This window comes from Streptomyces sp. NPDC057099 (assembly GCF_042671245.1).
Taxonomy (GTDB): Bacteria; Actinomycetota; Actinomycetes; order Streptomycetales; family Streptomycetaceae; genus Streptomyces; species Streptomyces purpurascens.
The window spans coordinates 323,840-349,426 of sequence record NZ_JBHUTX010000005.1; the positions used below are offsets into that span (position 1 = coordinate 323,840).

Genomic DNA, 25,587 nt, shown 5'->3' on the forward strand with positions numbered 1-25,587 from the left:
GGCCCGGACGGCCACGTCCTCGAGTGCCGGACGGGCTGACATTGCGGGGCCGCTGCCCCGGCAGTGCCGGGCCGCTCTGAGACACTGTTCGCGATGAGCGAGAGAACAGCCCCGCGGACCGCGCCCCTGCGGGCCCGCGCCGAGATCGATCTGGCCGCCCTGCGGGCCAATGTGCGGGCCCTGCGCGCCCACGCGCCGGGCGCGGCCCTGATGTCCGTGGTGAAGTCCGAGGCGTACGGCCACGGGGCTGTGCCGTGCGCCCGCGCCGCCGTCGCCGCGGGGGCGGACTGGCTGGGCACCGCCACGCCCGAGGAGGCCCTCGCCCTGCGGGCCGCCGGGCTGCCGGGCCGGATCATGTGCTGGCTGTGGACGCCCGGCGGGCCCTGGCGCGAGGCGATCGAGGCCGACCTCGACGTGTCCGTCAGCGCGATGTGGGCGCTGGACGAGGTCACCGCGGCGGCCCGGCTCGCCGGACGGCCCGCGCGGGTGCATCTCAAGGCCGACACCGGGCTCGGGCGGGGCGGCTGCCAGCCCGGCGACGACTGGGCCCGGCTGGTCGACGGGGCCCTGCGCGCCGAGGCCGAGGGACTCCTGCGCGTCACGGGGCTCTGGTCGCACTTCGCCTGCGCCGACGAGCCCGGCCATCCCTCCATCGCCGCCCAGCTCACCCTCTTCCGGGAGATGGTCGCGTACGCCGAGGAGCGGGGCGCCCGGCCCGAGGTCCGGCACATCGCCAACTCGCCGGCCACGCTCACGCTCCCCGAGAGCCACTTCGACCTGGTCCGCACCGGCATCTCCACCTACGGCATCTCGCCCAGCCCCGAGCTCGGCACGTCGGCCGACTTCGGGCTGCGCCCGGTGATGACGCTGTCCGCCTCGCTCGCCCTGGTCAAGCACGTACCGGGCGGGCACGGCGTGAGCTACGGCCACGGGTACGTGACCCCCGGCGAGACCACCCTCGGCCTCGTCCCGCTGGGCTACGCGGACGGCATCCCGCGGCACGCCTCCTCGGCCGGACCGGTCCTGGTCGAGGGCAAGTGGCGCACGATCGCGGGACGGGTCGCCATGGACCAGTTCGTGGTGGACCTGGGCGGCGACGCGCCCGCGGCGGGCGCCGAGGCGGTGCTCTTCGGGCCCGGGGACCGTGGTGAGCCCACCGCCGAGGACTGGGCCCAGGCGGCCGGAACCATCGCCTACGAGATCGTGACGCGGATCGGAACGCGCGTTCCTCGCGTCTATGTGAATGAGGAACAGGACGGGTAACTCGCACAGGGAGCCGTCACGCGAGAAACAACAGGCACCCTGACAACAGTGGCACCAACGGCATCACCCGGCCGTCCCATGACAACGAACCTGATCAGCACCCCGGCGAAGAGGAGCGGTACGTGAGCGAGAGCAGTGCGGAGGCCGTAGCGAACGCAGCCTCCGCGGCCGTCGCGGCCTCCGCCGCGGGGGCCGCGGGAGGCTGGCGGCGGGCGACCGGCATCGCCGGCGTCGCGATAGGCGTGGTGGCCGCGGGCGCGGCCGCCGGTGTCGCCCTGGAACGGATGACGGTCGGCCGGGGCATGCGCCAGAAGGCCCGGCTCGCCCTGGACTCGGCGGGACCCTACGGCTCGCTGCGCGGCATGCCCGGCAAAGCGCTCGCCGACGACGGTACGGAGCTGTACTACGAGGTCGACGACATCGACCCGGAGGCCGCCCCCGCCGCCATCGGCCCGCGCCGCCGACGGCTCTTCGGCCGCAAGGCACCCGCGCCCGTCACGGTCGTCTTCAGCCACGGCTACTGCCTCAGCCAGGACTCCTGGCACTTCCAGCGGGCCGCGCTGCGCGGTGTCGTACGGACCGTGCACTGGGACCAGCGCAGCCACGGCCGGTCCGCGCGGGGCGTGGCACAGGCGCGGGACGACGAGCCGGTCACCATCGAGCAGCTGGGACGCGACCTCAAGGCCGTCATCGACGCGGCCGCCCCCGAGGGACCGATCGTGCTGGTCGGCCACTCGATGGGCGGCATGACGGTGATGGCGCTGGCCGACCAGTACCCCGAGCTGATCAGCGAGCGGGTCGTCGGGGTCGCCTTCGTGGGGACGTCGTCGGGGCGGCTCGGCGAGGTCAACTACGGACTCCCGGTCGCCGGCGTCAACGCGGTGCGGCGGGTGCTGCCCGGCGTGCTGAAGGCGCTGGGACAGCGGGCCGACCTGGTGGAGAAGGGGCGCCGGGCCACCGCCGACCTGTTCGCCGGGATCATCAAGCGGTACTCCTTCGCGTCCCGGGACGTCGATCCGGCCGTCGCCCGGTTCGCCGAGCGGATGATCGAGAGCACGCCGATCGACGTGGTCGCCGAGTACTACCCGGCGTTCAACGACCACGACAAGACCGAGGCGCTCGGGTGCTTCGCCGACATGCCGGTCCTCGTCCTGGCCGGGGTGCAGGATCTGGTCACGCCCAGTGAGCACAGCGAGGCCATCGCCGATCTGCTGCCGGACGCCGAGCTGGTGCTGGTGCCGGACGCGGGGCATCTGGTGATGCTGGAGCACCCGGAGGTGGTCACCGACCGCCTCGCCGACCTGCTCACCCGCACGGGTGCCGTGCCCGCAGGGGCTACCGTGAAGGGCTATGGAAGCACCAGCACCGCACAGCCCGGCTGAGCCCGGATCCGTCCAGATCGTCGTCACGTCCCCCGAGCAGATGCGGGAGCTGGGCCGCCGGCTCGCGAAACTGCTGCGCGCGGGTGACCTGGTGATGCTCAGCGGAGAGCTCGGGGCGGGCAAGACGACACTGACCCGTGGGCTGGGGGAGGGGCTCGGCGTGCGCGGGGCCGTCACCTCGCCGACCTTCGTGATCGCCCGGGTGCATCCCTCGCTGGGCGACGGGCCGCCCCTGGTCCATGTCGACGCCTACCGGCTCTCCGGCGGGCTCGACGAGATGGAGGACCTCGACCTCGATGTCTCGCTGCCCGAGTCCGTGATGGTCGTGGAGTGGGGCGAGGGCAAGGTCGAGGAGCTGACCGAGGACCGGCTCCAGGTCGTCATCCACCGCGCGGTGGGCGACACGACCGACGAGGTCCGGCAGATGACGATCACCGGTGTGGGCGAACGCTGGGCGTCGGCGGACCTGAGCGTGCTCGCCGCGTGAGTCCGTGAGCCGCGTGAGTTCCTGAGCCGCGTACGGCGCGGTGTGCGGTCTTTTGATGAACGTTCCGACAAGACGTCGGCAAGATGTTGCGTTCGGCGTCTTGTGCGTGGTCACATGGTATCCAGTCCGTGGTTAGGTGAACCTAACTTCGTTGCCCCGGCCCTTCGGGAGGCGTCCATGTCGGCTACAGAGAGCAAGGGGCAGCCGCAGCCGTTCGCGGTCGCCGGGGTGTCCATGCGTGACCTGCTGGCGGCCGGCGAGGCGGCGGCCCTGGTCTCCACACCCCCGCGCGCTCCCGAGCCGGATTTCTCGGAGCGGGCCCCCGTGCACCGCGAAGCGGCTTGAAACTTGTGTCCCGGGCGGGTGCTCAGCCGGGATCGGGAGCGGAACCGTCGGGCGCTTCGTGCCCGGCGCGGCGGCGGTACTCGGCGTTGATGCGCTGAGCTTCCTCGAGCTGGTCCTCGAGGATGACGATGCGGCACGCGGCGTCGATCGGGGTGCCTCGGTCGACGAGTTCGCGGGCGCGCGCCGCGATCCGCAACTGGTAGCGGGAGTACCGGCGGTGTCCGCCCTCCGAGCGCAACGGAGTGATCAGCCGGGCCTCACCGATGGCTCGGAGGAAGGCCGGGGTGGCGCCGAGCATCTCGGCGGCCCGCCCCATCGTGTACGCGGGGTAGTCGTCGTCGTCCAGACGATTACTGAGTGGGGTATCTGCTGTCATGTCACCTCGATGTGCCCAACGCGTCGAGGGGCCCTGGTGCCGTACGGCACCAGGGCCCCGAAGGAAATTCAACACCATCTGTCGGCCCTCATGCTGTGCCGACCTTCTGTTTTCCGCTACCGGCCCTGAAGCAGGGGGGTGCGGGGATCGCGGTGCGTGACCGGGGACCACCTTCCAATCCGGGGTCTTGCGGTACCCGGGCCGAGTGCTCCTCGGGCCGGGCGATCCTGATGGCGTCTGCTCCTCCGTCCTTCCTCTGAACCAACCACTGGGCGAACTGGTACTGCGGAACTACTCGAGTACTGCACCCGCCAGTTCATGTCTGCCGGGTTCGCTCGACCTCGTCTACAAGAAAAATGCTAACCGAGCCAAAGCTCAATGTCTACTCTGGCAAGAGTAGATTTTCGCTCCCTGGAGGCGAAGACTGCCTGTGGCCGACGGGCGTGAGACGGCGATGAGGGCCCTGCCGACGCGCGTCGGCAGGGCCCTCATCGGGATCTTGGTGGCGGTAGCCCGCCCTTCCTCATACCTCCAGGGGCGGGGCGCCGAGCAGTGCCGACGCCGTCTGGAGCGGAGTGGAGACCTGCGCGGCCGCGGTCTTGACGTGGTCGTGGCAGGTGAAGCCGAGACGGGTCATGGCCCGGAGGACCTCGCCGCTGGTGAAGTCGCGGCGGTCCTGCCGGGTGATGACCTCGCCGACCTGCTTGACGGGGTAGCGGCGGCGGCCGATGGCCACGAACTCAGCCGTGACGAGTTCGGGTGTGACGCCCTTCATCGAGGCCAGCACTCCGCTCTTGGTCAGGTCGAACGGGTACCGGGCGATGACACAGCGCATGAGGCCCCCACGGGGAGAAGGAGAACGGGCTGATCGGGCCGAGGCGGATCAGTGGGAGAGGGTGAGGACGACGTCCCGTAGACGGATCCGGTCCGTGTACGTGGCACTGCCGCGGTGCACGGCGAGTTCGGCCCGGGTGACCGAGCCCGTGCACTGGTCGTCCGCGTCGCACAGGAAGAGGTACTCGACCCGGGCGCCGGCCATGACGGACAGCGCGACCTCTACGGTCATGTCGTCCCGGACCCGGAGGCCGGACGCGGCCATGTCGTCGGCCAGGGCCATGAGGGAGAGATCCGCCTGGTGTCGTCGTGCCTGAACCTGTGTCAACGCTGCCTCCTCGGAGATGGGTGAGCTCTTGATCGACGCGCTCTAGGCCGTCGGGTCGAAGGCGGACCGCTGCGGCCTGCGCCGCCCGGCTCGCCCGGTGGCGCGCCCCTGGGCGGGACGGTCGTGGCGGCCTCGGGACGAGGCAGCCGCGGAAGACGCGGCGCGGCGGGGGCGGGGCACGGCGGGCGGGGTGATGACGACGGGGACACCGGAGGGGGCCTGGGCGCCCGTGATGCGGCTCAGTTCCGCTTCACCCGAACGTACCGCGGTGATCCGGGGAGTGATGGCGGCCGAAGCCATCAGCCGGCTCATGCCGCGGCGCTGGCCGGGGGTCACGAGGGTGACGACGCTGCCGGACTCGCCGGCGCGGGCGGTACGGCCGCCGCGGTGCAGGTAGTCCTTGTGGTCGCTCGGCGGATCCACGTTGACGACCAGATCGAGGTGGTCGACGTGGATACCACGGGCCGCGACGTTGGTCGCCACCAGCACCGTCACATGTCCGGTCTTGAACTGGGTGAGGGTCCGGGTGCGCTGGGGCTGGGACTTGCCACCGTGCAGCGCCGCGGCTCGGACACCGCTGTTCAGCAGATGTGTGGTCAGCCGGTCCACGGCGTGCTTGGTGTCCAGGAACATGATCACCCGGCCGTCTCGCGCCGCGATCTCGGTGGTTGTCCGGTACTTGTCCGCTTCGTGCACGTGGAGCACGTGGTGCTCCATCGTGGTGACAGCGCCCGCTGACGGGTCGACGGAGTGGACCACCGGATCCGTCAGGTAGCGGCGGACCAGCAGGTCGACGTTGCGGTCCAGGGTGGCCGAGAAGAGCATCCGCTGCCCTTCGGGACGCACCTGGTCGAGCAGGGCGGTGACCTGGGGCATGAAGCCCATGTCGGCCATCTGGTCGGCCTCGTCGAGGACGGTGATGGCGATGTCGTCCAGTCGGCAGTCACCACGATCGATGAGGTCCTTGAGTCGTCCCGGCGTCGCGACGACGATCTCCGCCCCGGCCCGTAGCGCACCGGCCTGCCGGCCGATGGACATCCCGCCGACCACGGTCGCCAGCCGCAGCCGCACGGAACGGGCGTACGGGGTGAGCGCGTCGGTCACCTGCTGGGCCAGCTCGCGGGTGGGGACGAGGATCAGGGCGAGCGGCTGCCGTGGCGCCGCGCGCCGGCCCACCGTGCGGGCCAGCACCGCGAGGCCGAAGGCGAGGGTCTTGCCCGACCCGGTGCGGCCGCGGCCGAGCACGTCACGTCCGGCGAGGGAGTTCGGCAGGGTCGCCCCCTGGATGGGGAACGGTACGGTCACGCCCTCGTGGCCGAGCGCGGCCAGCAACGGCGCCGGCAGGGCGAGGTCGGCGAACGACTCGACGGCGGGCAGCGCGGGCGTGATCGTCTTCGGCAGTGCGAACTCGCCCTGGCGTGCGGCCGGTCGGCGCTCGTAGCCGTTGGAACGCCGCGGCGCTCCCGAGCGCTGGGCGGCAGCACCCCGGGAGCGGTCATAGGTGCGGGTCGAACGGGTCGTGCGGTCGGTGCGTGCGCGGTTCAAGCGGAACCTTCCTCGATGTGGGCACTTAGGCACGTAGCAAGGAATTTCCGCAGCAAAGTGAACGGCGCAGAGAATCGCGAGAACGAGCCGGAGATGATGGGCGGCGAGTCGACGCCCTGAAATGCAGCGAGCTGGGGCCCGCACCCCAAGGTGCGGGCCCCAGCTGCGAAGTATGCGTTGCCGCCGGTGTCAGGCGGGAACGATGTTCTCGGCCGTCGGGCCCTTCTGGCCCTGCGCGATGTCGAACGACACCTTCTGGCCTTCCTGGAGCTCGCGGAAGCCCTGGGTGGCGATGTTCGAGTAGTGGGCGAAGACGTCGGCGCCGCCGCCGTCCTGCTCGATGAAGCCGAAGCCCTTTTCCGCGTTGAACCACTTCACGGTGCCAGTAGCCATGTCATTTCTCCTTCGGAGACGATGTGTCGGAATTCGCCCTGTGCGGATTCCGCGTCGCCGTGCTGATTAACCGTCGGAAAATGAACCTTCTGGCAACCACACCTGCAACTGAGATCGACATTAGCACGGCGGTATTGGCCCTGTGCGGTCGAAAATTCCGATCCGGTCTGCGGTTGAGGAATACTCGCAGCGGACCGCAGCTATTTCTCACGTCACGGATACAGATATTGGTTCCGCACGGGTGAAGTGTTCCTGCCGATCACTTCCGGCGCAGCGCCATGACCTCCGTCGATGATCCATGTGCCGCTCCCGTCATCATGGACGGACGGGCTGACGGCGAGCGCGCTGAGACCCCCGCTGTCGCGATGAAGGTCACATCGCTCTGTCCTGTGCGGTCACCGCACTAGCGGACCACGACGACCCTGCGGCCGATCGTCGCGAACGTCCACATCGCGTCGCCGTTCACGCGTGACTCGCGGATGCCGCCCGTGCGGACCTTCGGGTCGGGGGTGGCGGTCGAGCCGGGCACGGCCGCGCTGAAGCCGATGACCACGCCGTCCACGCTGGTGAAGCGCACGACGTGCTCGACGGGGATGCCGTCGGAGCCGGTGATCGCGTTGGAGCGGGACGTCACCGAGTAGCTGCCCGGGGCCGGATCCACCGCGCTCGGGTCGACCTCGAACGTGCGCGTGACCACCTCGTCCGTGCCGACCAGCCACACCCGGTCGCCGCCCAGGGAGTACACGACCCTGGCGCCTTTGCCGGAGCCGCCGGGCAGCGCGGAAGGGTCCTTCTTGGTCCGGGGCGCTTTCGAGGCGCCGGCCTTCGGTGAGGCACCCGCCTGCGGCCTGCCCGGACCGGCCGGGGCGGTCGCCGACGCCTGGTAGGCCAGATAGCCGACCGACGCGAGGGCCGCGGCGGTGAGCCCGGCCACGATTCCCGAGCTGCTGACTGCCACCGGCGGCCACCTCCGCGTCGTACGTCCCTGCCGTGACGGTAGGTGACGGTAGCAGCAGGTGACGGCCTGGCAGGTGCGCCTCACGCCGGGCCGGGGCCCGTGTCGAACGTCCCGCGTGCCGCGCGATGCCGGGCACGTCGCGGTCGCGGAGCCCGCTCGGTGGGCGCAGGGCAAGGCGTCCGACACCGGCCCCGCGGAGCCGTAGGCTGTTTGCGTGCTCTTGCTCGCTCTGGATACCGCCACACCCGCCGTCACCGTCGCGCTGCACGACGGCCGCGACGTCATCGCCTCGTCGAGTCAGGTGGACGCGCGACGGCACGGGGAACTGTTGCTGCCGGCGATCGACCGGGTGCTCGCCGAGGCCGGCCTGAAGCTGGACGCCGTCACCGGGATCGTCGCCGGCATCGGTCCGGGCCCGTACACCGGGCTGCGCGTCGGGCTGATGACCGCCGAGACCTTCGGGCTGGCGCTCGGCGTCCCCGTGCACGGCGTGTGCACGCTGGACGGCCTCGCCTTCGCCGCCGATCTGGAGGGCCCGTTCGTCGTGGCGACCGACGCCCGCCGCAAGGAGGTGTACTGGGCGCGCTACGCCGACTCCCGCACCCGTCTCACCGACCCGGCCGTCGACCGGCCCGCCGACATCGCCGAGCAGGTCAAGGGCCTGCCCGCGGTCGGCGCGGGCGCGCTGCTCTACCCCGACACGTTCCCCAAGGCGCACGAGCCCGAGCACGTGTCCGCCGCCGCCCTCGCCCGGCTGGCCGCCGAGAAGCTGGCCGCGGGCGACGAGTTCCCCGCGCCCCGGCCGCTGTATCTGCGCCGCCCGGACGCCCAGGTCCCCAAGAACTACAAGGTGGTCACCCCCAAGTGACCGAACCCGTGATGTGTGCGCTGCGTGAGATGCGCTGGTGGGACATCGACCCCGTGCTCGAACTGGAACGGAAGCTGTTTCCCGAGGACGCCTGGTCGCGCGGCATGTTCTGGTCCGAACTGGCCCACGCCCGCGGGCCGGAGGCGACCCGGCGGTACGTGGTCGCCGAGGACGGCGGCCGGATCACCGGGTACGCCGGACTCGTCGCCACCGGTGAGCAGGGCGACGTCCAGACCATCGCCGTCGCCCGGGACCTGTGGGGCACCGGCCTCGGCGGGCTGCTGCTGGCCGAGCTGCTGCGCGCGGCGACCGCCTTCGAGTGCGCCGAGGTGATGCTGGAGTGCCGCGTCGACAACGTCCGCGCGCAGAAGCTCTACGAGCGCTTCGGCTTCGAACCCATCGGCTTCCGGCGCGGCTACTACCAGCCCGGGAACGTGGACGCCCTGGTGATGCGCCTCACCGACCCTTCAACTTCCGTACAAGGAACCGAGATCAATGGCTGACGAACCACTCGTCCTCGGCATCGAGACCTCCTGCGACGAGACCGGCGTCGGCATCGTCCGCGGCACCACTCTGCTGGCCGACGCCATCGCCTCCAGCGTCGACGAGCACGCCCGCTTCGGCGGCGTCGTCCCGGAGGTCGCCAGCCGCGCCCACCTGGAGGCGATGGTCCCCACCATCGACCGCGCCCTGAAGGAGGCGGGCGTCAGCGCCCGCGACCTCGACGGCATCGCCGTCACCGCCGGCCCCGGCCTCGCCGGTGCCCTGCTGGTCGGCGTCTCGGCCGCCAAGGCCTACGCGTACGCGCTCGGCAAGCCCCTGTACGGCGTCAACCACCTCGCCTCGCACATCTGCGTGGACCAGCTCGAACACGGTCCGCTGCCCGAGCCGACCATGGCGCTGCTCGTCTCCGGCGGCCACTCCTCGCTGCTGCTCTCCTCGGACATCACCTCCGACGTCCGCCCGATGGGCGCGACCATCGACGACGCGGCCGGCGAGGCCTTCGACAAGATCGCCCGGGTGCTGAACCTCGGCTTCCCGGGCGGCCCGGTCATCGACCGCTACGCGCGCGAGGGCGACCCGAACGCGATCACCTTCCCGCGCGGCCTGACCGGCCCGCGCGATCCGGCCTACGACTTCTCCTTCTCGGGGCTGAAGACGGCCGTGGCCCGCTGGATCGAGGCCAAGCGGGCGTCGGGGGAGGAGGTCCCGGTACGGGACGTGTCGGCCTCCTTCCAGGAGGCGGTCGTGGACGTGCTGACCCGCAAGGCCGTCCGGGCCTGCAAGGACGAGGGCGTCGACCACCTGATGATCGGCGGCGGTGTGGCCGCCAACTCCCGGCTGCGCGCCCTGGCCCAGGAGCGCTGCGAGGCGGCCGGGATCCGGCTGCGGGTGCCGCGGCCCAAGCTGTGCACGGACAACGGGGCGATGGTCGCCGCGCTCGGCGCCGAGATGGTGGCCCGGAACCGGACCGCGTCGAGCTGGGACCTGCCGGCCGACTCCTCACTGCCGGTGACGGAGCCTCATGTGCCGGGCAATCACCAGGGCCACGACCACGGCCACGACCATGTGCACGAGGTCAGCAAGGAGAACCTCTACCCGTGACGGTCGCCCTGATGTGGGAGGCGCGGGCCGTGCCCGGGCGCGGCGAGGAGCTGCTGGCCTGGGCACGCGCCCAGGAGCTGCCCCGCGAGCCGCTGCGCCGGGAGACCCTGCGCGCCCCCCAGGACCGGGTCCTCGTCCTCACCTGGTGGGACGCCCCGTACGACGCCGAGCTGCCGGAGCTGCCCGAGCCCGACGGGGAGTTGGTGACCCGGGCCGTGCACCGGTGGCGCTTCGAGTCGGTGGGCGTGGACTGAGCGGCCCGGTCACCCCGCGCCGCTGACTTCCGTATCGCAGCGCAGCCGCCGGTCGGTGCCGAGCACCCGGACCGGGCCCGTGAGAGTGATGCGCGCGGTGTGCCGTACGTCCGCGCTCGATGCCGCCAGCCGCAGTTCCAGGGCGCCCGGCTCGACCACCCGCCGGCCCGCGCGGTCGGTGAAGGACGACAGGTCCGCGTGGAAGCGGAACGTCACCCGGACCGCCTCGCCCGGGGCCGCCGTCACCCGCTGGTAGCCGATCAGCCGCATGTCGGGGCGGGTCACGGACGCCACCGGGTCGTGCAGATACAGCTGGACGACCTCCGCGCCCTCGCGGTCGCCCGTGTTGCGGACGGTCACCGACACGTCGTACGAGCCGTCCGTGCCGACCTCGACAGGATCGGGGTCGCTGCTCTCCCAGGCGAACGCCGTGTACGAGCGGCCGTGGCCGAACGCGTACAGCGGGGTCGGGTCCAGGTTGCTGACCTCGCCCGCGAGGCCGAGCGGCGGCTGGAGATACGTCCAGGGCTGGCCGCCGGGGACCTGCGGGACGCTCACGGGGAGCCGGCCCGACGGGTTCACGCGGCCCGACAGCACGCCCGCGACGGCCGGGCCGCCCTCCTCCCCCGGGAAGAAGGCCTGGACGACGGCCCCCAGGCGTCCGTGCCACCGCCCGAGGGCGTACGGCCGGCCGGTCAGCAGGACCAGGACCACGGGCACGCCGGTGGCGATCAGCGCGTCCAGCAACTCGCCCTGGGCGCCCGGCAGGCCGAGGTCCGTCGCGTCGCAGCCCTCGCCCGAGGTGCCCCGGCCGAACAGGCCCGCCCGGTCGCCGAGGACCGCCACGCACACGTCCGCCTCGGCGGTGCGGGCGATGGCCTCCTCGAAGCCCGAGGTGTCCGGGCCGGTCACCTCGCACCCTTGTGCGAACGTCACCTTGGCGTCGGGGAGTTCGGTGCGCAGGGCGTCCAGGACGGTCGGGATCTCGATGCCGGTCGGCACCTCGGGGTGGTGGGTGAGGACATGGGACGGGAAGGAGTAGCAGCCCAGCATGGCCAGGGCGTCGGCCGCCCGGGGGCCGACCACCGCGATCCGGGTGTCGGGGGCCAGCGGGAGCAGGCCGTCGGGGTTGTCGAGCAGGACCACCGACTCCTCGGCCAGACGGCGGGCCAGGATCCGGTTGCCCGTGGAGTCCAGGTTCACCTCGGTGGCCGGCTCCGGGGTCCAGTCCTCTTCCAGCAGGCCCAGCTCGCACTTCTGGAGCAGGACGCGGCGGGCCGCGCGGTCCACGAGTTCCTCGGGGACCTGGCCCGACCGGACGGCGGCCGGCAGCGGATCGCCGTAGCACTTGAGGGTGGGCAGTTCGACGTCGATGCCGGCTTCGAGGGCCGCGTGGGCCGCCTCGGCCGGGGTGCCGGCGACGCGGTGCAGGGTCTGCAGGAAGCCGATGCCGAAGTAGTCGGCGACGACCGTGCCGGTGAAGCCCCACTCCTCGCGCAGGAGCCCGGTCAGCAGCTCGGGGTCCGCCGAGGCCGGGACGCCGTCCCGCTCGGTGTAGGCGGCCATCACCGAGCGCGCCCCGCCCTCGCGCAGCGCCATCTCGAAGGGCGGGAGCGTGACGTCAGCGAACTCGCGGACACCGGCCCGCACCGGGGCCAGATTGCGGGCGCCCGCCGAGGACGCGTACCCGGCGAAGTGCTTGAGCGTGGCGACGACCCCGGCCGACTCCAGGCCCCGCACATAGGCCGAGCCGACCGTGCCGACCAGGTACGGGTCCTCGCCGATGGTCTCCTCCACCCGGCCCCAGCGCGGATCGCGTACGACGTCCAGCACGGGCGCGAGGCCCTGGTGGACACCGGCCGAGCGCAGGTCGTCGCCGATCCGGCGGGCCATCTCCTCGACCAGCGGGGGATCCCAGGTCGCACCCCAGGCCAGCGGGACCGGGTAGGCCGTGGCCTGCCAGGCGGTGAAGCCGGCCAGGCACTCCTCGTGCGCGATCGCCGGGATGCCGAAGCGGCCGGCCTCGGTGATCCGGCGCTGGGCGCGGGCCAGGGCCCGCACGCCGAGCGCCGGGTCCACGGGGGCGGTGCCGAAGGAGCGGGTGAGCTGGCCCAGGCCGCGCGTGATCAGCTCGTCCCAGTCATGGTCCACGCTCATGTCGTGCTGGTGCGGAGCGACTCCGTCGCCGTCCGTCGAGGCGCCCACCCACACGCCGTACAGCTGGGCGGTCTTCTCCTCCAGGGTCATCCGGGAGAGCAGGTCGTCGACGCGGGCGGCGGCGGGCAGCGCGGGGTCACGCCAGGGCGCGGTGGTCATGAAGCTCCTGTCGGGTGGACGGACGGCCCTCTCACGAACGGTGCTGACGAGCGGTTCTCACGAACGCATCTACGAATGTTTCGTTATGTGCTCCGAATGTTCCGGGAACCTATGGCGCCGCGAGGACTTCGTCAAGGGGGCCCGCAGGGTTACGATCGCCGCCATGACTTCCCCGGAGCCCGCTGACAGCCGGCCGCAAACCCGGACGCAAGACCGGACGCAGGGGCGCACCGCGCAGACCGCGACGCTCGCCGAGATCGCCCGTGAGGCCGGTGTGTCGGCGCCGACTGTTTCGAAGGTCCTGAACGGCCGTGCCGATGTCGCCCCGGCCACCCGGGCCCGCGTCGAGGACCTGCTGCGCGCCCACGGCTACCGGCGCCGCCGGGCCGAGGCGACCCGCTCGCCCCTGATCGACCTGGTCTTCCACGAACTGGAGAGCGCCTGGGCGATGGAGGTCATCCGGGGCGTGGAGAACGTGGCCCGGGACGCCGGGCTGAGCGTGGTGCTGTCGGAGAGCGCCGGGCGGCTCACCCCCGGGCGGACCTGGGCCGACCAGGTCGCCGCGCGCCGCCCGCACGGCGTCGTCCTCGTGCTGTCCGGGCTCGACGCGTCGCAGCGGGCGCTGCTGACCAGCCGCTCCATCCCGTTCGTGGTGATGGACCCGGCCGGCGACCCGGGCGCCGACGTGCCGTCGATCGGCGCGACCAACTGGCAGGGCGGTCTCGCGGCCACCCGGCACCTGGTCGAGCTGGGGCACCGCAGGATCGGCGCGATCACCGGGCCCTCGCAGATGATGTGCAGCCGCGCCCGGGTCGACGGCTACCGGGCCGCCCTGGAGACGGCCGGGCTTCCGGTGGACCCCGGGCTGATCGCGGACGGCGACTTCCATCACGAGGCCGGCTACCGGCGGGGCCTGGAGCTGCTGCGCCGCCCGGACCGGCCGACCGCCGTCTTCGCCGGGAACGACCTCCAGGCGCTCGGGCTGTACGAGGCCGCGCGCGAACTGGGGCTGCGCATCCCCGAGGACCTGAGCGTGGTCGGGTTCGACGACCTGCCGGTGGCGCCCCTGGTCGGGCCGCCGCTGACGACCGTACGGCAGCCGCTGACGGAGATGGCCGAGGCGGCGGCCAAGCTGGTGCTCGACCTCGGCCGCGAGGAGGGCACCCCGGCGGCGACCCGGGTCGAGCTGGCGACGAGCCTGGTGGTGCGCAGCAGCACGGTGGCGCCCCTGGCCGGAAGGTGACGTATGGACGGGTGGGGCGGGTGTCTTGACGGGCGGGACCGGCGTCTCCACACTCCTCCGAAGCCAATCGGTTGCACCACCGAAACTTTCGGAGGCACCCGCAATGAGATCCCTGAGATCGGGCATGAGATCGCTGAGATCGGGCTTGCTCACATCCCTGCTGGCCGGCGCCGTGACGGCCGGCTCCCTCCTGGTCGCGGCCCCCGCCTCGCACGCCGCCGACACCCCACTGCGCGACCTCGCCGCCGCCAAGGGCAAGGTCATCGGTACGGCGGTCACCGGCTCCAGGCTCACCGGCACCTACGGCGACATCGCCGGACGCGAGTTCAACTCGCTCACCCCCGGCAACGCCATGAAGTGGGGCTCCGTCGAGCCGAGCCGGGGTAGTTACAACTGGGCCGAGGCCGACCGGATCGTCGAGTTCGCCGAGGCCCACGGCCAGCAGGTGCGCGGCCACACCCTGCTCTGGCACCAGCAGAACCCGGGCTGGCTGACGAACGGCAGCTGGACCCGGGACCAGCTCGGCGCGATCGTGCAGGACCACATCGCCACCGAGGTCGGCCGCTACAAGGGCAGGCTCGCCGCCTGGGACGTGGTGAACGAACCGTTCAACGAGGACGGCACCTACCGCCCGACCCTCTTCCACACCACCCTCGGCCAGGACTACATCGCACAGGCCCTGACCTGGGCCCGGGCCGCCGACCCGAGCGCGAAGCTGTACGTCAACGACTACAACGTGGAGGGCGTCAACGCGAAGAGCACCGCTCTGTACAACCTGGTCAAGTCGCTGAAGGAGCGCGGGGTTCCGATCGACGGGGTCGGGCTGCAGGCCCATCTCATCGTCGGCCAGGTGCCCTCGACGCTCCAGCAGAACATCCAGCGCTTCGCCGACCTGGGTGTCGACGTGGCGATCACGGAGCTGGACATCCGGATGCAGCTGCCGGCGACCGAGGCGAAGCTGACCCAGCAGGCCGCCGACTACAAGGCGGTGATGAACGCCTGTGTGGCCGTCACACGCTGCGTCGGTGCCACCGTCTGGGGCTTCACCGACTCCGACTCCTGGATCCCGGACACCTTCCCCGGCCAGGGCGCGGCGACGCCGTACGACGAGAACTACAGCCCGAAACCGGCGTACCACGCCCTCGCGGAAGCCCTCGGCGGTACGACGACCCCGCCCCCGACGGGCGCCTGCACGGCGACCTACAGCGTCACCAGCCAGTGGAACACGGGCTACACGGGCCAGGTGCGGATCGCCTGCTCGGGGGCCGCGCTGTCGTCGTGGAAGGCGAACTGGACGTTCGGCGCCGGGCAGCGGATCACCCAGGCCTGGAACGCGAGCTGCACCCAGTCGGGGGCGGCGGTCAGTTGTGTGAACGCCTCGTACAACGGTTCGGTGCCGGACGGTGGTTCGGTGACGTTCGGGTTCAACGGCTCGTGGAGCGGGAGCAATCCGGTGCCGGTGGTGACACTGGGGTGAGAACGGGCCCGTCCGGCCCATGAAGTCTGAGAATTTCCGAAGAAAAGGCGCGGCGAGTGCCCTGCCCGTAATAATTCGGACTTATGTTCCTGCCGTGACGGGACACGAGGCGAACGGCGACGAGAGCAGAGGCACGGGCCGGCGGTCGATCGCGCTGCGCACCGCCGGCCTCACCCTGACGGCCCTGCTGATGCTGGCCGCCACGGCGGCGGGCTGGGCCTACTGGCATCTCGACAGCAACATCAAGAGCGTCGACATCGACAACGCGCTGGGCGACAACCGCCCGCCGAGGCCGGTGAGCGTGCCGTCGCCCTCGGCGTCCGCCCTGCCCAGCGGTGCGCTCAACATCCTGGTCCTGGGCTCGGACTCGCGCAGCGGCGAGCAGAACCAGAGGATCGGGGGCGGCGACAGCATGGGCGCCCGCTCCGACACGGCGATGGTCGTCCACCTCGACGCCGGGCGGACCAGCGCGACGGTGGTGAGCATCCCGCGCGACACCCTGGTCACCCGCCCGTCCTGCCCCCGCTCCTCCGGCGGTTCGACGGCGGTGGCCTACCACTCCATGTTCAACAGCGCGTACGCGGTGGGCGGTCCGGTCTGTGCCGTGAAGACCGTCGAGTCGCTCACCGGCGTCCGCATGGACCACTACATCGAGGTCGACTTCTCCGGCTTCGAGAAGCTGGTGGACGCGCTCGGCGGTGTCACCGTCACCACCGAGGAGGACATCGCCGACGACCACAGCCATCTGCGTCTGAAGGCCGGCACCCACCATCTGGACGGCGACCGGGCCCTCGCCCTCGCCCGCACCCGGCACGGCATCGGCGACGGCAGCGACCTCGGCCGCATCGGCCTCCAGCACACGCTGGTGAAGGCACTGCTGGAACAGATCGCCGCACAGAACCTGCTCACCGACCCGGCGAAGCTGTACCGGGTCGCGGACGCGGTGACCGCGGGCCTCACCACCGACACCGGCCTGGACTCCCTGACCGACCTGACCCGGCTCGGCCAGAGCCTCAAGGGCCTGTCGGCGAGCGAGGTGCGGACGGTGACGATGCCGGTGGTGCGGGCGCCGTCGGACCCCAACCGGGTGGTGGCCGAGGAGCCCGAGGCGGAGAAGCTGTGGGAGTCGCTGCGCTGACCTGCGTAAACGCGACCCGGGAAGGGATCCGGAAAAGAATCTCGAAGAAAACGCGGCGACCGTGTCGATTCCGGGGTCTCCCGATCGACGCAGGGGTGAGAGCGGGAAAAAAGTCCCTGCTCCGGAGACCCCGAGGAGTCACCATGCCGCGCTTTCTCACCCTGATCCGCATCGACGAGAAGAACGCCCCCGCCGAGGGCCCGAGCCCGGAGCTCATGGAGCGGATGGGCGCGCTCCTGGAGGAGATCACCAAGGCCGGGGTCATGCTCGACACGGCCGGGCTCACCCCGACCTCGGACGGCAGCCGGGTGACCTGGGAGGGCGGGCAGCTGTCCGTCACCGACGGGCCGTTCACGGAGTCCAAGGAGGTCATCGGCGGCTACTCGATCAGCCAGTGCAAGGACAAGGCCGAGGCGATCGAGTGGACCAAGCGGTTCCTGTCCACGCACGAGGACTACTGGACGATCACCGCCGAGGTCCGGCAGATCGCCGAGGACTGACCGGCGCTGCTTGGCCGGGTGCCGCCGAGGGTGTCTGATGGTGGGCTGTGACAGCGCAGCCCACCCCGGACCCGAGCGGCACCGGCACGGCCATCGAAACGGTCTTCCGCATCGAGTCGCCCCGCATCATCGCCGGCGTCACCCGGATCGTCCGGGACGTCGGCATCGCCGAGGAACTCGCGCAGGACGCCCTGGTCGCCGCGCTGGAGCAGTGGCCCCGGGACGGCGTGCCCGACAACCCGGGCGCCTGGCTCATGACCACCGCCCGCAACCGCGCCGTCGACCTGGTCCGCCGCCGGGAGAACTACGCCCGCAAGCTGGCGGAGATCGGCCGCGACCTGTCGACCGTGTCTCCTCCCGAGGAGCCCACGGTCCTCCATGACCCTGACGACATCGACGACGACCTGCTCCGCCTGGTCTTCACCGCCTGCCACCCGGTCCTGTCCACCGAGGCCCGCACCGCCCTCACCCTGCGCCTCCTCGGCGGCCTCACCACGGCCGAGATCGCCCGCGCCTTCCTGGTCCCGGAACCGACCGTCGCGCAACGCATCGTCCGCGCGAAACGCACCCTGGCGACGCGGAACATCGCCTTCGAGGTGCCCTACGGCCCCGACCGCGAGGCCCGTCTCGGCTCCGTCCTCGACGTCATCTACCTCATCTTCAACGAGGGCTACGCCGCCACGGCCGGCGACGACTGGCTCCGCCCGTCCCTGTGCGAGGACGCCCTGCGCCTCGCCCGGGTGCTCTCGTCCCTCATGCCGAAGGAACCCGAGGTCCACGGCCTGACCGCGCTCCTGGAGTTCCAGGCGTCCCGCACCGCGGCCCGGACCGGCCCCTCCGGCGAACCCGTCCTCCTCAAGGACCAGAACCGCGCCCGCTGGAACCGCATGCTCATCGCCCGCGGCGTCGCCGCGCTGGGCAGAGCCGAGGCCGCCTCCTCCGGCGCCCCGGGCCCGTACCTTCTGCAAGGCGCCATCGCCGCCTGCCACGCGCACGCCTACACCTACGAGGAGACCGACTGGCCGCGCATCGCCGTCCTGTACGGCCTCCTGGCCGCCCGCTCGCCCTCCCCGGTCGTGGAGCTGAACCGCGCGGTGGCCGTCTCCATGGCCGAGGGCCCGTCCCAGGCCCTGCCCCTCGTCGACGCCCTGACCGGTGACCCCGCCCTGCGCGACTACCACCTGCTCCCCAGCGTCCGGGCCGACCTCCTCGCCCGGCTGGGCCGTACGGCGGAGGCCCGGGCCGAGTTCGAACGGGCGGCGTCGCTGACGCGGAACGAACGGGAACGGGAGCTGCTGCTGCGCCGGGCGGCGGAACAGTCCTGACGGTGTCCCGGCTACGCGGGGTGCCCGATGAGCATCGCCGGGGCCCCCGCCACCCGGGTCAGGAACACCGTGGCCGCGTGCGGGCCCTGCGGCTTGACCTTCTTGCGGAGTTCCTCCGGCTCGACGGCCGAGCCCCGCTTCTTGACGGTGAGGGTGCCGACCTGACGCTCCCTCAGCAGGGCCTTCAGCTTCTTGACGTTGAAGGGGAGATGGTCGGTGATCTCGTAGGCGGTCGCGTACGGGGTCGGGTGCAGGGCGTCGGCCGTGACGTACGCGATGGTCGCGTCGAGCAGGCCGCCGTCGACCCGGTCGGCCACCTCGGAGACCAGATGGGCCCGGATGACGGCGCCGTCGGGCTCGTACAGGTAGCGGCCGGGCGGACGGACCTCCGGGTCGGGCAGGCCGCGCGAGAGCAGGGTGCGGGGGCCCGGCAGCAGGGTGGCCCGTACCGCCCCCGGCTCGGTGCCGAACCACAGCACCGCCTCCTTCACGTCCCCGCCGTCGGAGATCCACTCGGCCTCGGCGTCCTCGGGCACCGCCTCGTGCGGGACACCGGGGGCGATCTTCAACGCGGCGGCCCGGGGGGCCCGGCGGGCGGCCGACACCGCCCAGGACAGGGGCGGTGAGTAGGCCTCGGGGTCGAAGATCCGGCCCCGGCCGCCGCGCCGGGCCGGGTCGACGAAGACGGCGTCGTAGCCGGCCGTGTCCACCTCGGTGACATCGGCCTCCCGCACCTCGATCAGGCCGGCCAGACCCAGCGCGTCGGCGTTCGCCCGCGCCGCCGCGGCCGTCATCGGATCCCGGTCCACGGCCAGCACCCGGATCCCGGCGCGGGCCAGCGCGATCGCGTCCCCGCCGATGCCGGAGCACAGGTCGGCGACGGAGGTGATCCCCAGGTCCGTCATCCGCCGGGCGCGATACGCCGCCACACTCGACCGGGTGGACTGCTCCACCCCGTTCGGCGTGAAGAACATCCGCCCCGCGTCCTCGGCCCCGAACTTCGCGGCCGCCCGCTGCCGCAGCCGCGCCTGGCCCAGCGCCGCCGACACCAGCTCGGCGGGATGCTCCCGGCGCAGCCGCGTCGCCACGGCCAGCTCCTTCGCCGGGTCGGTGTCCCGCACCTCGTCGAGGAGGGCGCGGCCTTCGGGGGTGAGGAGGAGGGCGAGGTCGTTCACCGGACCATTGTCGGCCACGGAGCGGCGGGGGCGGCGGGCCGGGGCGGATGTGGGCCAGTCGGAGGACGGCGGTGCCGTCGGTCGCGGTGTCGGGGCGGGTTCACAGGGGTGGGCTGCGAAGATCCGGCATCATGCGAGCAGTCGTACAAAATGACAAACGGCGGGCAACGGGCGGCGTGCGCATCGGCCTCGTCGTGCTCGCCCTCGCTGCCATCGCCTCGGGCTGCGCGCAGGCGGACGCCGGCCGGGTCGCCCCGGCCGGCGGTCAGCAGCCCCTCGAGGCGCCCCCGGCCCGCGCGCTCGACTCATACGCCACCAAGCTGCGCGCCGCGCACGCCGCCCGCATCGCCGCGGCGCACCGCTGGGGGCTGAGGAGAGTTCCGCTGGCGGCCCCGCCGGCCCCCGAGAAGAAGCCCGGGATCAAGACCCGCAAGGGCTTCGAGGTGGCCGGCCACCGGGAGCTGGAGCTGCCGCCCGTCTTCACCACGATCCCCACCCGGGACAAGGTCGTCTTCCTCACCATCGACGACGGCGCCGAGAAGGACCCGGCGTTCCTGCGGATGATGAGCGACCTGGACGTCCCGTACACCGCCTTCCTCAGCGGCTACCTGGTGAAGGACGACGACCGCTACTTCCGGCAGATGCAGGCCAGGGGCACGGTCCTGAACAACCACACCCTCTGGCACCGCTACATGCCGGGTCTGTCCTACCGCGCGCAGCGGCGCGAGATCTGCGGCATGCAGCGCTTCATCGAGAGGCGCTACGGCACCCGCCCCACCCTCTTCCGCCCGCCCTTCGGCAGCTACGACCGGGCGACCCTGCGCGCCGCCAAGGCCTGCGGCATCGAGTACGCGCCCCTGTGGAACGCGGAGGTCTTCGTCGACCACTGGGAGTACCGCGAGGCGGACCGGAGGCTGCGCCCGGGCGACATCGTCCTCAGCCACTTCCGGGGCCGCGAGCAGTGGAAGGGCGCGATGCCCGACATGATCCGCCGCTTCCTGAACAAGGTCACGACCGAGGGATACGCGGTGGGGCGGCTGGAGGACTACCTGTGAGGCGGCTGCCGAGGGCCACGGCGCTGTGCGCGGGCGTGCTCCTGCTGGCCGGATGCGCCGGGGCGGCGGGGGAGCGGGCGGGAGCGGACGGCCGGGGCCAGGACCCGACGCACGCGGCCGGCCGGCTCGCGCGTCCGGTACGCCTGCCGCCCGTCGTGGACCGGGTCCGCACCCGCGACCCGGTCGTCTTCCTCACCTACGACGACGGAGCCGAACGCGACCCCGGCTTCGCCGCCCTCGTCCGCGAACGGCGGCTCCCGGTCACCCTGTTCCTCACGGACGGTGTCGCGGGCCCCGGATACGGCCGGCTGGCCCGGCTGCGCGCGGTCGGCGCGTCCCTCCAGAACCACACCCTCGACCACCCGGCCCTGCGCGGCCTGCCCTACGCGGGCCAGCGCGCCGAGATCTGCGGCCAACAGCACAAACTCCGCTCCCGCTTCGGCATCCGCCCCCACCTCTTCCGCCCGCCGTACGGCACCTACGACACGACGACCCTGCGCGCCGCCGCCGACTGCGGCAGCACGGCGGTCGTCCTCTGGCGGGCGTCCCTGTCCGCCGACGGCGAACTGACGTACACCCACGGCGAGCCGCGCCTTGGCCCCGGCGACATCGTCTCCGTGCCGTCGGCCCCGACGGAGCCCCTGTCACCGACGGCACGGACCGTGCGGCTGCTGAGGGAGATCGAGGGGAGCGGGCTGCGGGTGGGGCGGCTGGAGGACTACCTCTGACACGAACTCCCCGGCCGACGCGCCGCCGGCAATTAGCAGTCCGCTTGACCGAGTGCTAATCGCGGTCATAGTCTCGGCTCTGGCACTCCCCACTGGAGAGTGCCAACACAGCGACGGGCAGGTCCGGCACCCGCGACGACGGATCCACCTGGTCGCCACCTCAGACAGTTAACCCCGTGAGATCTCCGAAGGGGGAGGTCGGATCGTGACGACCACCAGCTCCAAGGTTGCCATCAAGCCGCTCGAGGACCGCATCGTGGTCCAGCCGCTCGACGCCGAGCAGACCACCGCCTCTGGCCTGGTCATCCCGGACACCGCCAAGGAGAAGCCCCAGGAGGGCGTCGTCCTGGCCGTGGGCCCGGGCCGCTTCGAGGACGGTAACCGTCTTCCGCTCGACGTCTCCGTCGGCGATGTCGTGCTCTACAGCAAGTACGGCGGCACCGAGGTGAAGTACAACGGCGAGGAGTACCTCGTCCTCTCGGCTCGCGACGTGCTCGCGATCGTCGAGAAGTAATTCACCCCGCAATACCAGCATTGCAGTGAACTGCGCCCCTGGCCCCCGCGACCTTATGAAGCCGGGCGTCGGGGGCGCGGTTCGTTTCACCCACGTTTTCCGAGAGGGCTGAACCGCTCCCATGGCGAAGATCCTGAAGTTCGACGAGGACGCCCGTCGCGCCCTCGAGCGCGGCGTCAACAAGCTTGCCGACACGGTCAAGGTGACGATCGGCCCCAAGGGCCGCAACGTCGTCATCGACAAGAAGTTCGGTGCCCCCACCATCACCAACGACGGCGTGACCATCGCCCGTGAGGTAGAGGTCGAGGACCCATACGAGAACCTCGGTGCCCAGCTGGTCAAGGAGGTGGCGACCAAGACCAACGACATCGCGGGTGACGGTACGACCACCGCGACCGTGCTCGCCCAGGCGCTCGTGCGCGAGGGCCTGAAGAACGTCGCCGCCGGTGCCTCCCCGGCCGCCCTGAAGAAGGGCATCGACGCCGCGGTCAAGGCCGTGTCCGAGGAGCTCCTCGCGACCGCCCGCCCGATCGACGAGAAGTCCGACATCGCCGCCGTCGCCGGTCTGTCCGCCCAGGACCAGCAGGTCGGCGAGCTCATCGCCGAGGCGATGGACAAGGTCGGCAAGGACGGTGTCATCACCGTCGAGGAGTCCAACACCTTCGGTCTGGAGCTGGACTTCACCGAGGGCATGGCCTTCGACAAGGGCTACCTGTCGCCGTACTTCGTGACGGACCAGGAGCGCATGGAAGCCGTCCTGGACGACCCGTACATCCTCATCACGCAGGGCAAGATCTCCGCCATCGCGGACCTGCTGCCGCTGCTGGAGAAGGTCATCCAGGCCAACGCCTCCAAGCCGCTGCTGATCATCGCCGAGGACGTCGACGGCGAGGCGCTGTCCACCCTCGTCGTGAACAAGATCCGCGGCACCTTCAACGCCGTCGCCGTGAAGGCCCCCGGCTTCGGCGACCGCCGCAAGGCGATGCTGCAGGACCTCGCGGTCCTCACCGGCGCCACGGTCGTCTCCGAGGAGGTCGGCCTCAAGCTCGACCAGGTCGGCCTGGACGTCCTCGGCTCCGCCCGCCGCATCACCGTCACCAAGGACGACACCACGGTCGTCGACGGCGCCGGCAACAAGGACGACGTGCAGGGCCGCGTCGCCCAGATCAAGGCCGAGATCGAGTCCACGGACTCCGACTGGGACCGCGAGAAGCTCCAGGAGCGCCTCGCGAAGCTGGCCGGCGGCGTGTGCGTCATCCGCGTCGGTGCCGCCACCGAGGTCGAGCTCAAGGAGCGCAAGCACCGTCTGGAGGACGCCATCTCCGCGACCCGCGCCGCGGTCGAGGAGGGCATCGTCTCCGGTGGCGGCTCCGCGCTCGTCCACGCCGTGAAGGTCCTCGAGGGCAACCTCGGCAAGACCGGCGACGAGGCCACCGGTGTCGCCGTCGTCCGCAAGGCCGCCGTCGAGCCGCTGCGCTGGATCGCCGAGAACGCCGGCCTGGAGGGCTACGTCATCACCTCCAAGGTCGCCGAGCTCGACAAGGGCCAGGGCTTCAACGCCGCGACCGGCGAGTACGGCGACCTGGTCAAGGCCGGCGTCATCGACCCGGTCAAGGTCACCCGCTCCGCCCTGGAGAACGCCGCCTCCATCGCCTCCCTCCTCCTCACGACCGAGACCCTGGTCGTCGAGAAGAAGGAAGAGGAGGAGCCGGCCGCCGCGGGCCACGGCCACGGCCACTCCCACTGAGGCACCGACCTCGTAGCAGAAGCCCCCGTTCCGCCCAGGCGGACGGGGGCTTCTCCCGTTCGTACGGCGGAGTCACAGCTCCAGCGGATCGAGCGCCCCGAGCTGCTGCATCAGCCCCAGCCGGTCGTACTCCCACCAGCCCTCGGCGATCTTCCCGTCCGGTGTGCACCGGTACACGGTCGTCCCGGTCATGGTGACGTCCTTCCCGGTCGGCGGAATCCCGAGGAATTCACCCTTGTGGTGCCCCTGCCAGGCCCACCGGGTGCACACCCGGTCGCCCTGGGCGATCTGGTCCTCGATCGTGAACGAGAAGTCGAACCCGCCCCGCCACACCTCCACCTCGCGCCGCAGCGCGTCCAGCCCGATGACGTCCTGCGGATTGGCGGGATCGTGGTCGTGGTAATCCTCGATGAACACGTCGTTGAACGGGGGCGCCGCACCCTGTCCGGGCGCCTGCTCGAAGAACCTGCGCGCGGTGGCCGCGTACAGCTGCTCGTCCCGCACCACGTCGAGGTCCGTGAACGTCGGCGTCTCGTCGCAGAGCGCCACCATCTCCCGGAAGATCCGCCCGGTCTCCGGAAGCCCGGAGTTCCGCATCGCCTCCTCGTACGACGGGAACTCCACGATCTCGACGACGTGCGACGCGTCGGCCCGGTCCTTCGCGACCACACTGTGCGACGCCGTCCGCTTCCCTCTGGTCTGCTCGACCCACTGATCCATCAGCCGGTTCATCTCGTCGAGCCGACTGGTCCTGCACTCGATGAGCTGTACGAACGTCATGGCCCTCGCCTCCGGGATCGCTGGAGTCGGCTGGACAGCTCCATTCTCCCAAGCGGGCCGCCCCGGTGCCTCCCGGCGCTGCGGCGTCCCTCTCGCCACCGAGCCCGCTACTGCGGCCCGTACTTCCGACCCGTCTTCGACGAAACCGCCCCGAGCATCCCCCGCGGCACCAGCTTCGCCGCCCCCATCAGCGCCTTGTACCGCGGGTCCGGGATCGACAGCGTCTTGCCCCGGGCCAGATCGTGCAGCGCCGCCGCCACCAGCTTGTCCGCGTCGAGCCACATCCAGCTCGGGATGTTGTCCGTGCCCATGCCGGCCCGGTCGTGGAACTCCGTGCGCACGAAGCCGGGGCAGAGCGCCATCAGCCGTACGCCGCTGCCGGCCAGGTCGCGCGCCGCGCCCTGCGTGAACTGCACGACCCAGGCCTTGGACGCGCCGTAGGTGCCCCGCGGGACGAACGCGGCGACCGACGCGACATTGACGACACCGCCCCGGCCGCGCGCCCGCATGCCCTCGGTCGCCGCCGACGTCAGCCGCAGCACCGCCTCGCAGTGCACCTTGAGCATCCGCAGCTCATCGGCCATGGAGACATCGAGATAGCGGCCCTTGTTGCCGAAGCCGGCGTTGTTGACCAGGAGGTCGACGGGGTTCTTGCGGTCGCCCAGCCGGCCGGCCACGGCCTCGATGCCCTTGTCCTCGGCCAGGTCGGCCGTCAGCACCTCCGCCTCGATGCCGTGCCCGTCGTGCAGCTCGGTCGCCTGTTCCCTGAGCCGCTTGGTGTCGCGGGCCACCAGCACCAGGTTGTGCCCGTCCGCCGCCAGTCGCCGCGCGAACGCGGCCCCGATGCCTGCCGTCGATCCCGTAATCAGAGCCGTTGTCATGGCAGAAGGTTAGTGACCCGGACTGGGTGCGTCCGCTTCCGGACGGGGCCTTCGGCGGTGAAGGGTCGGT

27 protein-coding genes are annotated in these 25,587 nt (G+C 71.7%); 17 read left to right on the forward strand and 10 right to left on the reverse strand.

Annotation, left to right across the window (positions count from 1 at the left end):
• Window positions 1-93: 93 nt before the first annotated feature.
• The 4 genes from alr to ACFT4A_RS10150 all read left to right on the forward strand — a co-directional run bounded on the left by alr (window position 94) and on the right by ACFT4A_RS10150 (window position 3,477).
• Window positions 94-1,263, forward strand: coding sequence for an alanine racemase (gene alr, locus ACFT4A_RS10135; protein ID WP_382827601.1), 1,170 nt, complete (start codon window positions 94-96; stop codon window positions 1,261-1,263).
• A 122-nt stretch (window positions 1,264-1,385) separates the two neighbouring features.
• Window positions 1,386-2,645 (forward strand): alpha/beta fold hydrolase, encoded by a 1,260-nt coding sequence (locus ACFT4A_RS10140; RefSeq protein ID WP_382827602.1) that lies wholly within the window; start codon window positions 1,386-1,388, stop codon window positions 2,643-2,645.
• Window positions 2,614-3,132 (forward strand): tRNA (adenosine(37)-N6)-threonylcarbamoyltransferase complex ATPase subunit type 1 TsaE, encoded by a 519-nt coding sequence (gene tsaE, locus ACFT4A_RS10145; RefSeq protein WP_184591390.1) that lies wholly within the window; start codon window positions 2,614-2,616, stop codon window positions 3,130-3,132. The genes ACFT4A_RS10140 and tsaE overlap by 32 nt, the downstream gene beginning before the upstream one ends.
• 177 nt (window positions 3,133-3,309) lie before the next feature.
• Window positions 3,310-3,477 (forward strand): hypothetical protein, encoded by a 168-nt coding sequence (locus tag ACFT4A_RS10150; protein ID WP_382827603.1) that lies wholly within the window; start codon window positions 3,310-3,312, stop codon window positions 3,475-3,477.
• Window positions 3,478-3,499: 22 nt separating this feature from the next.
• Here the strand turns inward: ACFT4A_RS10150 and ACFT4A_RS10155 are convergent, their stop codons facing one another.
• From ACFT4A_RS10155 to ACFT4A_RS10180, 6 genes are all read right to left on the reverse strand, one after another.
• Window positions 3,500-3,853 carry a MerR family transcriptional regulator gene (locus ACFT4A_RS10155; protein WP_382827605.1) on the reverse strand — a complete coding sequence of 118 codons (354 nt, stop codon included), beginning with the start codon at window positions 3,851-3,853 and terminating at the stop codon, window positions 3,500-3,502.
• Window positions 3,854-4,376: 523 nt separating this feature from the next.
• Complete coding sequence (locus ACFT4A_RS10160; RefSeq protein WP_382827607.1) at window positions 4,377-4,688, reverse strand: SCO5918 family protein; 312 nt, start codon at window positions 4,686-4,688, stop codon at window positions 4,377-4,379.
• A gap of 48 nt (window positions 4,689-4,736) precedes the next feature.
• Window positions 4,737-4,970 carry a hypothetical protein gene (locus tag ACFT4A_RS10165; protein WP_382827737.1) on the reverse strand — a complete coding sequence of 78 codons (234 nt, stop codon included), beginning with the start codon at window positions 4,968-4,970 and terminating at the stop codon, window positions 4,737-4,739.
• Between the two features lie 87 nt (window positions 4,971-5,057).
• Entirely contained in the window at window positions 5,058-6,560 is a 1,503-nt protein-coding gene (locus ACFT4A_RS10170) for a DEAD/DEAH box helicase (protein WP_382827609.1), read from the reverse strand.
• Between the two features lie 189 nt (window positions 6,561-6,749).
• A complete protein-coding gene (locus ACFT4A_RS10175; RefSeq protein ID WP_189725621.1) occupies window positions 6,750-6,953 on the reverse strand; it encodes a cold-shock protein in 204 nt (67 codons plus the stop codon).
• A 403-nt stretch (window positions 6,954-7,356) separates the two neighbouring features.
• Window positions 7,357-7,911, reverse strand: coding sequence for a hypothetical protein (locus tag ACFT4A_RS10180; protein ID WP_382827611.1), 555 nt, complete (start codon window positions 7,909-7,911; stop codon window positions 7,357-7,359).
• A gap of 214 nt (window positions 7,912-8,125) precedes the next feature.
• On the opposite strand from ACFT4A_RS10180, the gene tsaB reads away from it, so the two are divergent.
• The 4 genes from tsaB to ACFT4A_RS10200 are packed head-to-tail and all read left to right on the forward strand — an operon-like array spanning window position 8,126 to window position 10,638.
• A complete protein-coding gene (gene tsaB, locus ACFT4A_RS10185) occupies window positions 8,126-8,779 on the forward strand; it encodes a tRNA (adenosine(37)-N6)-threonylcarbamoyltransferase complex dimerization subunit type 1 TsaB (RefSeq protein ID WP_382827613.1) in 654 nt (217 codons plus the stop codon).
• Window positions 8,780-8,790: 11 nt separating this feature from the next.
• On the forward strand, window positions 8,791-9,282 hold the full coding sequence (rimI, locus tag ACFT4A_RS10190) for a ribosomal protein S18-alanine N-acetyltransferase (RefSeq protein ID WP_382827739.1): 492 nt from the start codon (window positions 8,791-8,793) through the stop codon (window positions 9,280-9,282).
• Window positions 9,275-10,384 carry a tRNA (adenosine(37)-N6)-threonylcarbamoyltransferase complex transferase subunit TsaD gene (gene tsaD, locus ACFT4A_RS10195; RefSeq protein WP_382827615.1) on the forward strand — a complete coding sequence of 370 codons (1,110 nt, stop codon included), beginning with the start codon at window positions 9,275-9,277 and terminating at the stop codon, window positions 10,382-10,384. The genes rimI and tsaD overlap by 8 nt, the downstream gene beginning before the upstream one ends.
• On the forward strand, window positions 10,381-10,638 hold the full coding sequence (locus ACFT4A_RS10200; RefSeq protein WP_382827617.1) for a hypothetical protein: 258 nt from the start codon (window positions 10,381-10,383) through the stop codon (window positions 10,636-10,638). The genes tsaD and ACFT4A_RS10200 overlap by 4 nt, the downstream gene beginning before the upstream one ends.
• A gap of 9 nt (window positions 10,639-10,647) precedes the next feature.
• Here ACFT4A_RS10200 and ACFT4A_RS10205 read toward each other — a convergent pair whose 3' ends face one another.
• Entirely contained in the window at window positions 10,648-12,954 is a 2,307-nt protein-coding gene (locus ACFT4A_RS10205; protein ID WP_382827619.1) for a glycoside hydrolase family 3 N-terminal domain-containing protein, read from the reverse strand.
• A gap of 163 nt (window positions 12,955-13,117) precedes the next feature.
• Here ACFT4A_RS10205 and ACFT4A_RS10210 point away from each other — a divergent pair, with 163 nt between their 5' ends.
• The 5 genes from ACFT4A_RS10210 to ACFT4A_RS10230 all read left to right on the forward strand — a co-directional run bounded on the left by ACFT4A_RS10210 (window position 13,118) and on the right by ACFT4A_RS10230 (window position 18,637).
• A complete protein-coding gene (locus ACFT4A_RS10210; RefSeq protein ID WP_382827620.1) occupies window positions 13,118-14,197 on the forward strand; it encodes a LacI family DNA-binding transcriptional regulator in 1,080 nt (359 codons plus the stop codon).
• A gap of 124 nt (window positions 14,198-14,321) precedes the next feature.
• Window positions 14,322-15,674, forward strand: a complete 1,353-nt coding sequence (locus ACFT4A_RS10215) for an endo-1,4-beta-xylanase (RefSeq protein WP_382827622.1) — start codon at window positions 14,322-14,324, stop codon at window positions 15,672-15,674.
• 94 nt (window positions 15,675-15,768) lie between these two features.
• Window positions 15,769-16,812 carry an LCP family protein gene (locus tag ACFT4A_RS10220; protein ID WP_382827624.1) on the forward strand — a complete coding sequence of 348 codons (1,044 nt, stop codon included), beginning with the start codon at window positions 15,769-15,771 and terminating at the stop codon, window positions 16,810-16,812.
• A gap of 143 nt (window positions 16,813-16,955) precedes the next feature.
• On the forward strand, window positions 16,956-17,312 hold the full coding sequence (locus tag ACFT4A_RS10225) for a YciI family protein (RefSeq protein WP_376386542.1): 357 nt from the start codon (window positions 16,956-16,958) through the stop codon (window positions 17,310-17,312).
• Window positions 17,313-17,359: 47 nt separating this feature from the next.
• Window positions 17,360-18,637, forward strand: a complete 1,278-nt coding sequence (locus tag ACFT4A_RS10230; RefSeq protein WP_382827626.1) for an RNA polymerase sigma factor — start codon at window positions 17,360-17,362, stop codon at window positions 18,635-18,637.
• An 11-nt stretch (window positions 18,638-18,648) separates the two neighbouring features.
• Here the strand turns inward: ACFT4A_RS10230 and ACFT4A_RS10235 are convergent, their stop codons facing one another.
• Entirely contained in the window at window positions 18,649-19,812 is a 1,164-nt protein-coding gene (locus ACFT4A_RS10235; RefSeq protein ID WP_382827628.1) for an SAM-dependent methyltransferase, read from the reverse strand.
• Between the two features lie 176 nt (window positions 19,813-19,988).
• Between ACFT4A_RS10235 and ACFT4A_RS10240 the strand changes: the two genes are divergently transcribed.
• From ACFT4A_RS10240 to groL, 4 genes are all read left to right on the forward strand, one after another.
• A complete protein-coding gene (locus tag ACFT4A_RS10240; RefSeq protein WP_382827630.1) occupies window positions 19,989-20,867 on the forward strand; it encodes a polysaccharide deacetylase family protein in 879 nt (292 codons plus the stop codon).
• Window positions 20,864-21,595 carry a polysaccharide deacetylase family protein gene (locus tag ACFT4A_RS10245; protein WP_382827632.1) on the forward strand — a complete coding sequence of 244 codons (732 nt, stop codon included), beginning with the start codon at window positions 20,864-20,866 and terminating at the stop codon, window positions 21,593-21,595. Before ACFT4A_RS10240 ends, ACFT4A_RS10245 begins: the two co-directional genes overlap by 4 nt.
• Window positions 21,596-21,800: 205 nt before the next feature.
• The gene (gene groES, locus ACFT4A_RS10250) at window positions 21,801-22,109 is read left to right on the forward strand and encodes a co-chaperone GroES (RefSeq protein ID WP_003974211.1); all 309 of its coding nucleotides are present in this window, start codon (window positions 21,801-21,803) and stop codon (window positions 22,107-22,109) included.
• Between the two features lie 121 nt (window positions 22,110-22,230).
• Window positions 22,231-23,856 carry a chaperonin GroEL gene (gene groL / locus ACFT4A_RS10255; RefSeq protein ID WP_382827634.1) on the forward strand — a complete coding sequence of 542 codons (1,626 nt, stop codon included), beginning with the start codon at window positions 22,231-22,233 and terminating at the stop codon, window positions 23,854-23,856.
• Between the two features lie 72 nt (window positions 23,857-23,928).
• Here groL and ACFT4A_RS10260 read toward each other — a convergent pair whose 3' ends face one another.
• Together ACFT4A_RS10260 and ACFT4A_RS10265 are read right to left on the reverse strand one after the other, a co-directional pair.
• Complete coding sequence (locus ACFT4A_RS10260; RefSeq protein WP_382827636.1) at window positions 23,929-24,636, reverse strand: ester cyclase; 708 nt, start codon at window positions 24,634-24,636, stop codon at window positions 23,929-23,931.
• Window positions 24,637-24,743: 107 nt separating this feature from the next.
• Complete coding sequence (locus ACFT4A_RS10265) at window positions 24,744-25,517, reverse strand: SDR family NAD(P)-dependent oxidoreductase (protein ID WP_382827638.1); 774 nt, start codon at window positions 25,515-25,517, stop codon at window positions 24,744-24,746.
• Window positions 25,518-25,587: the final 70 nt, after the last annotated feature.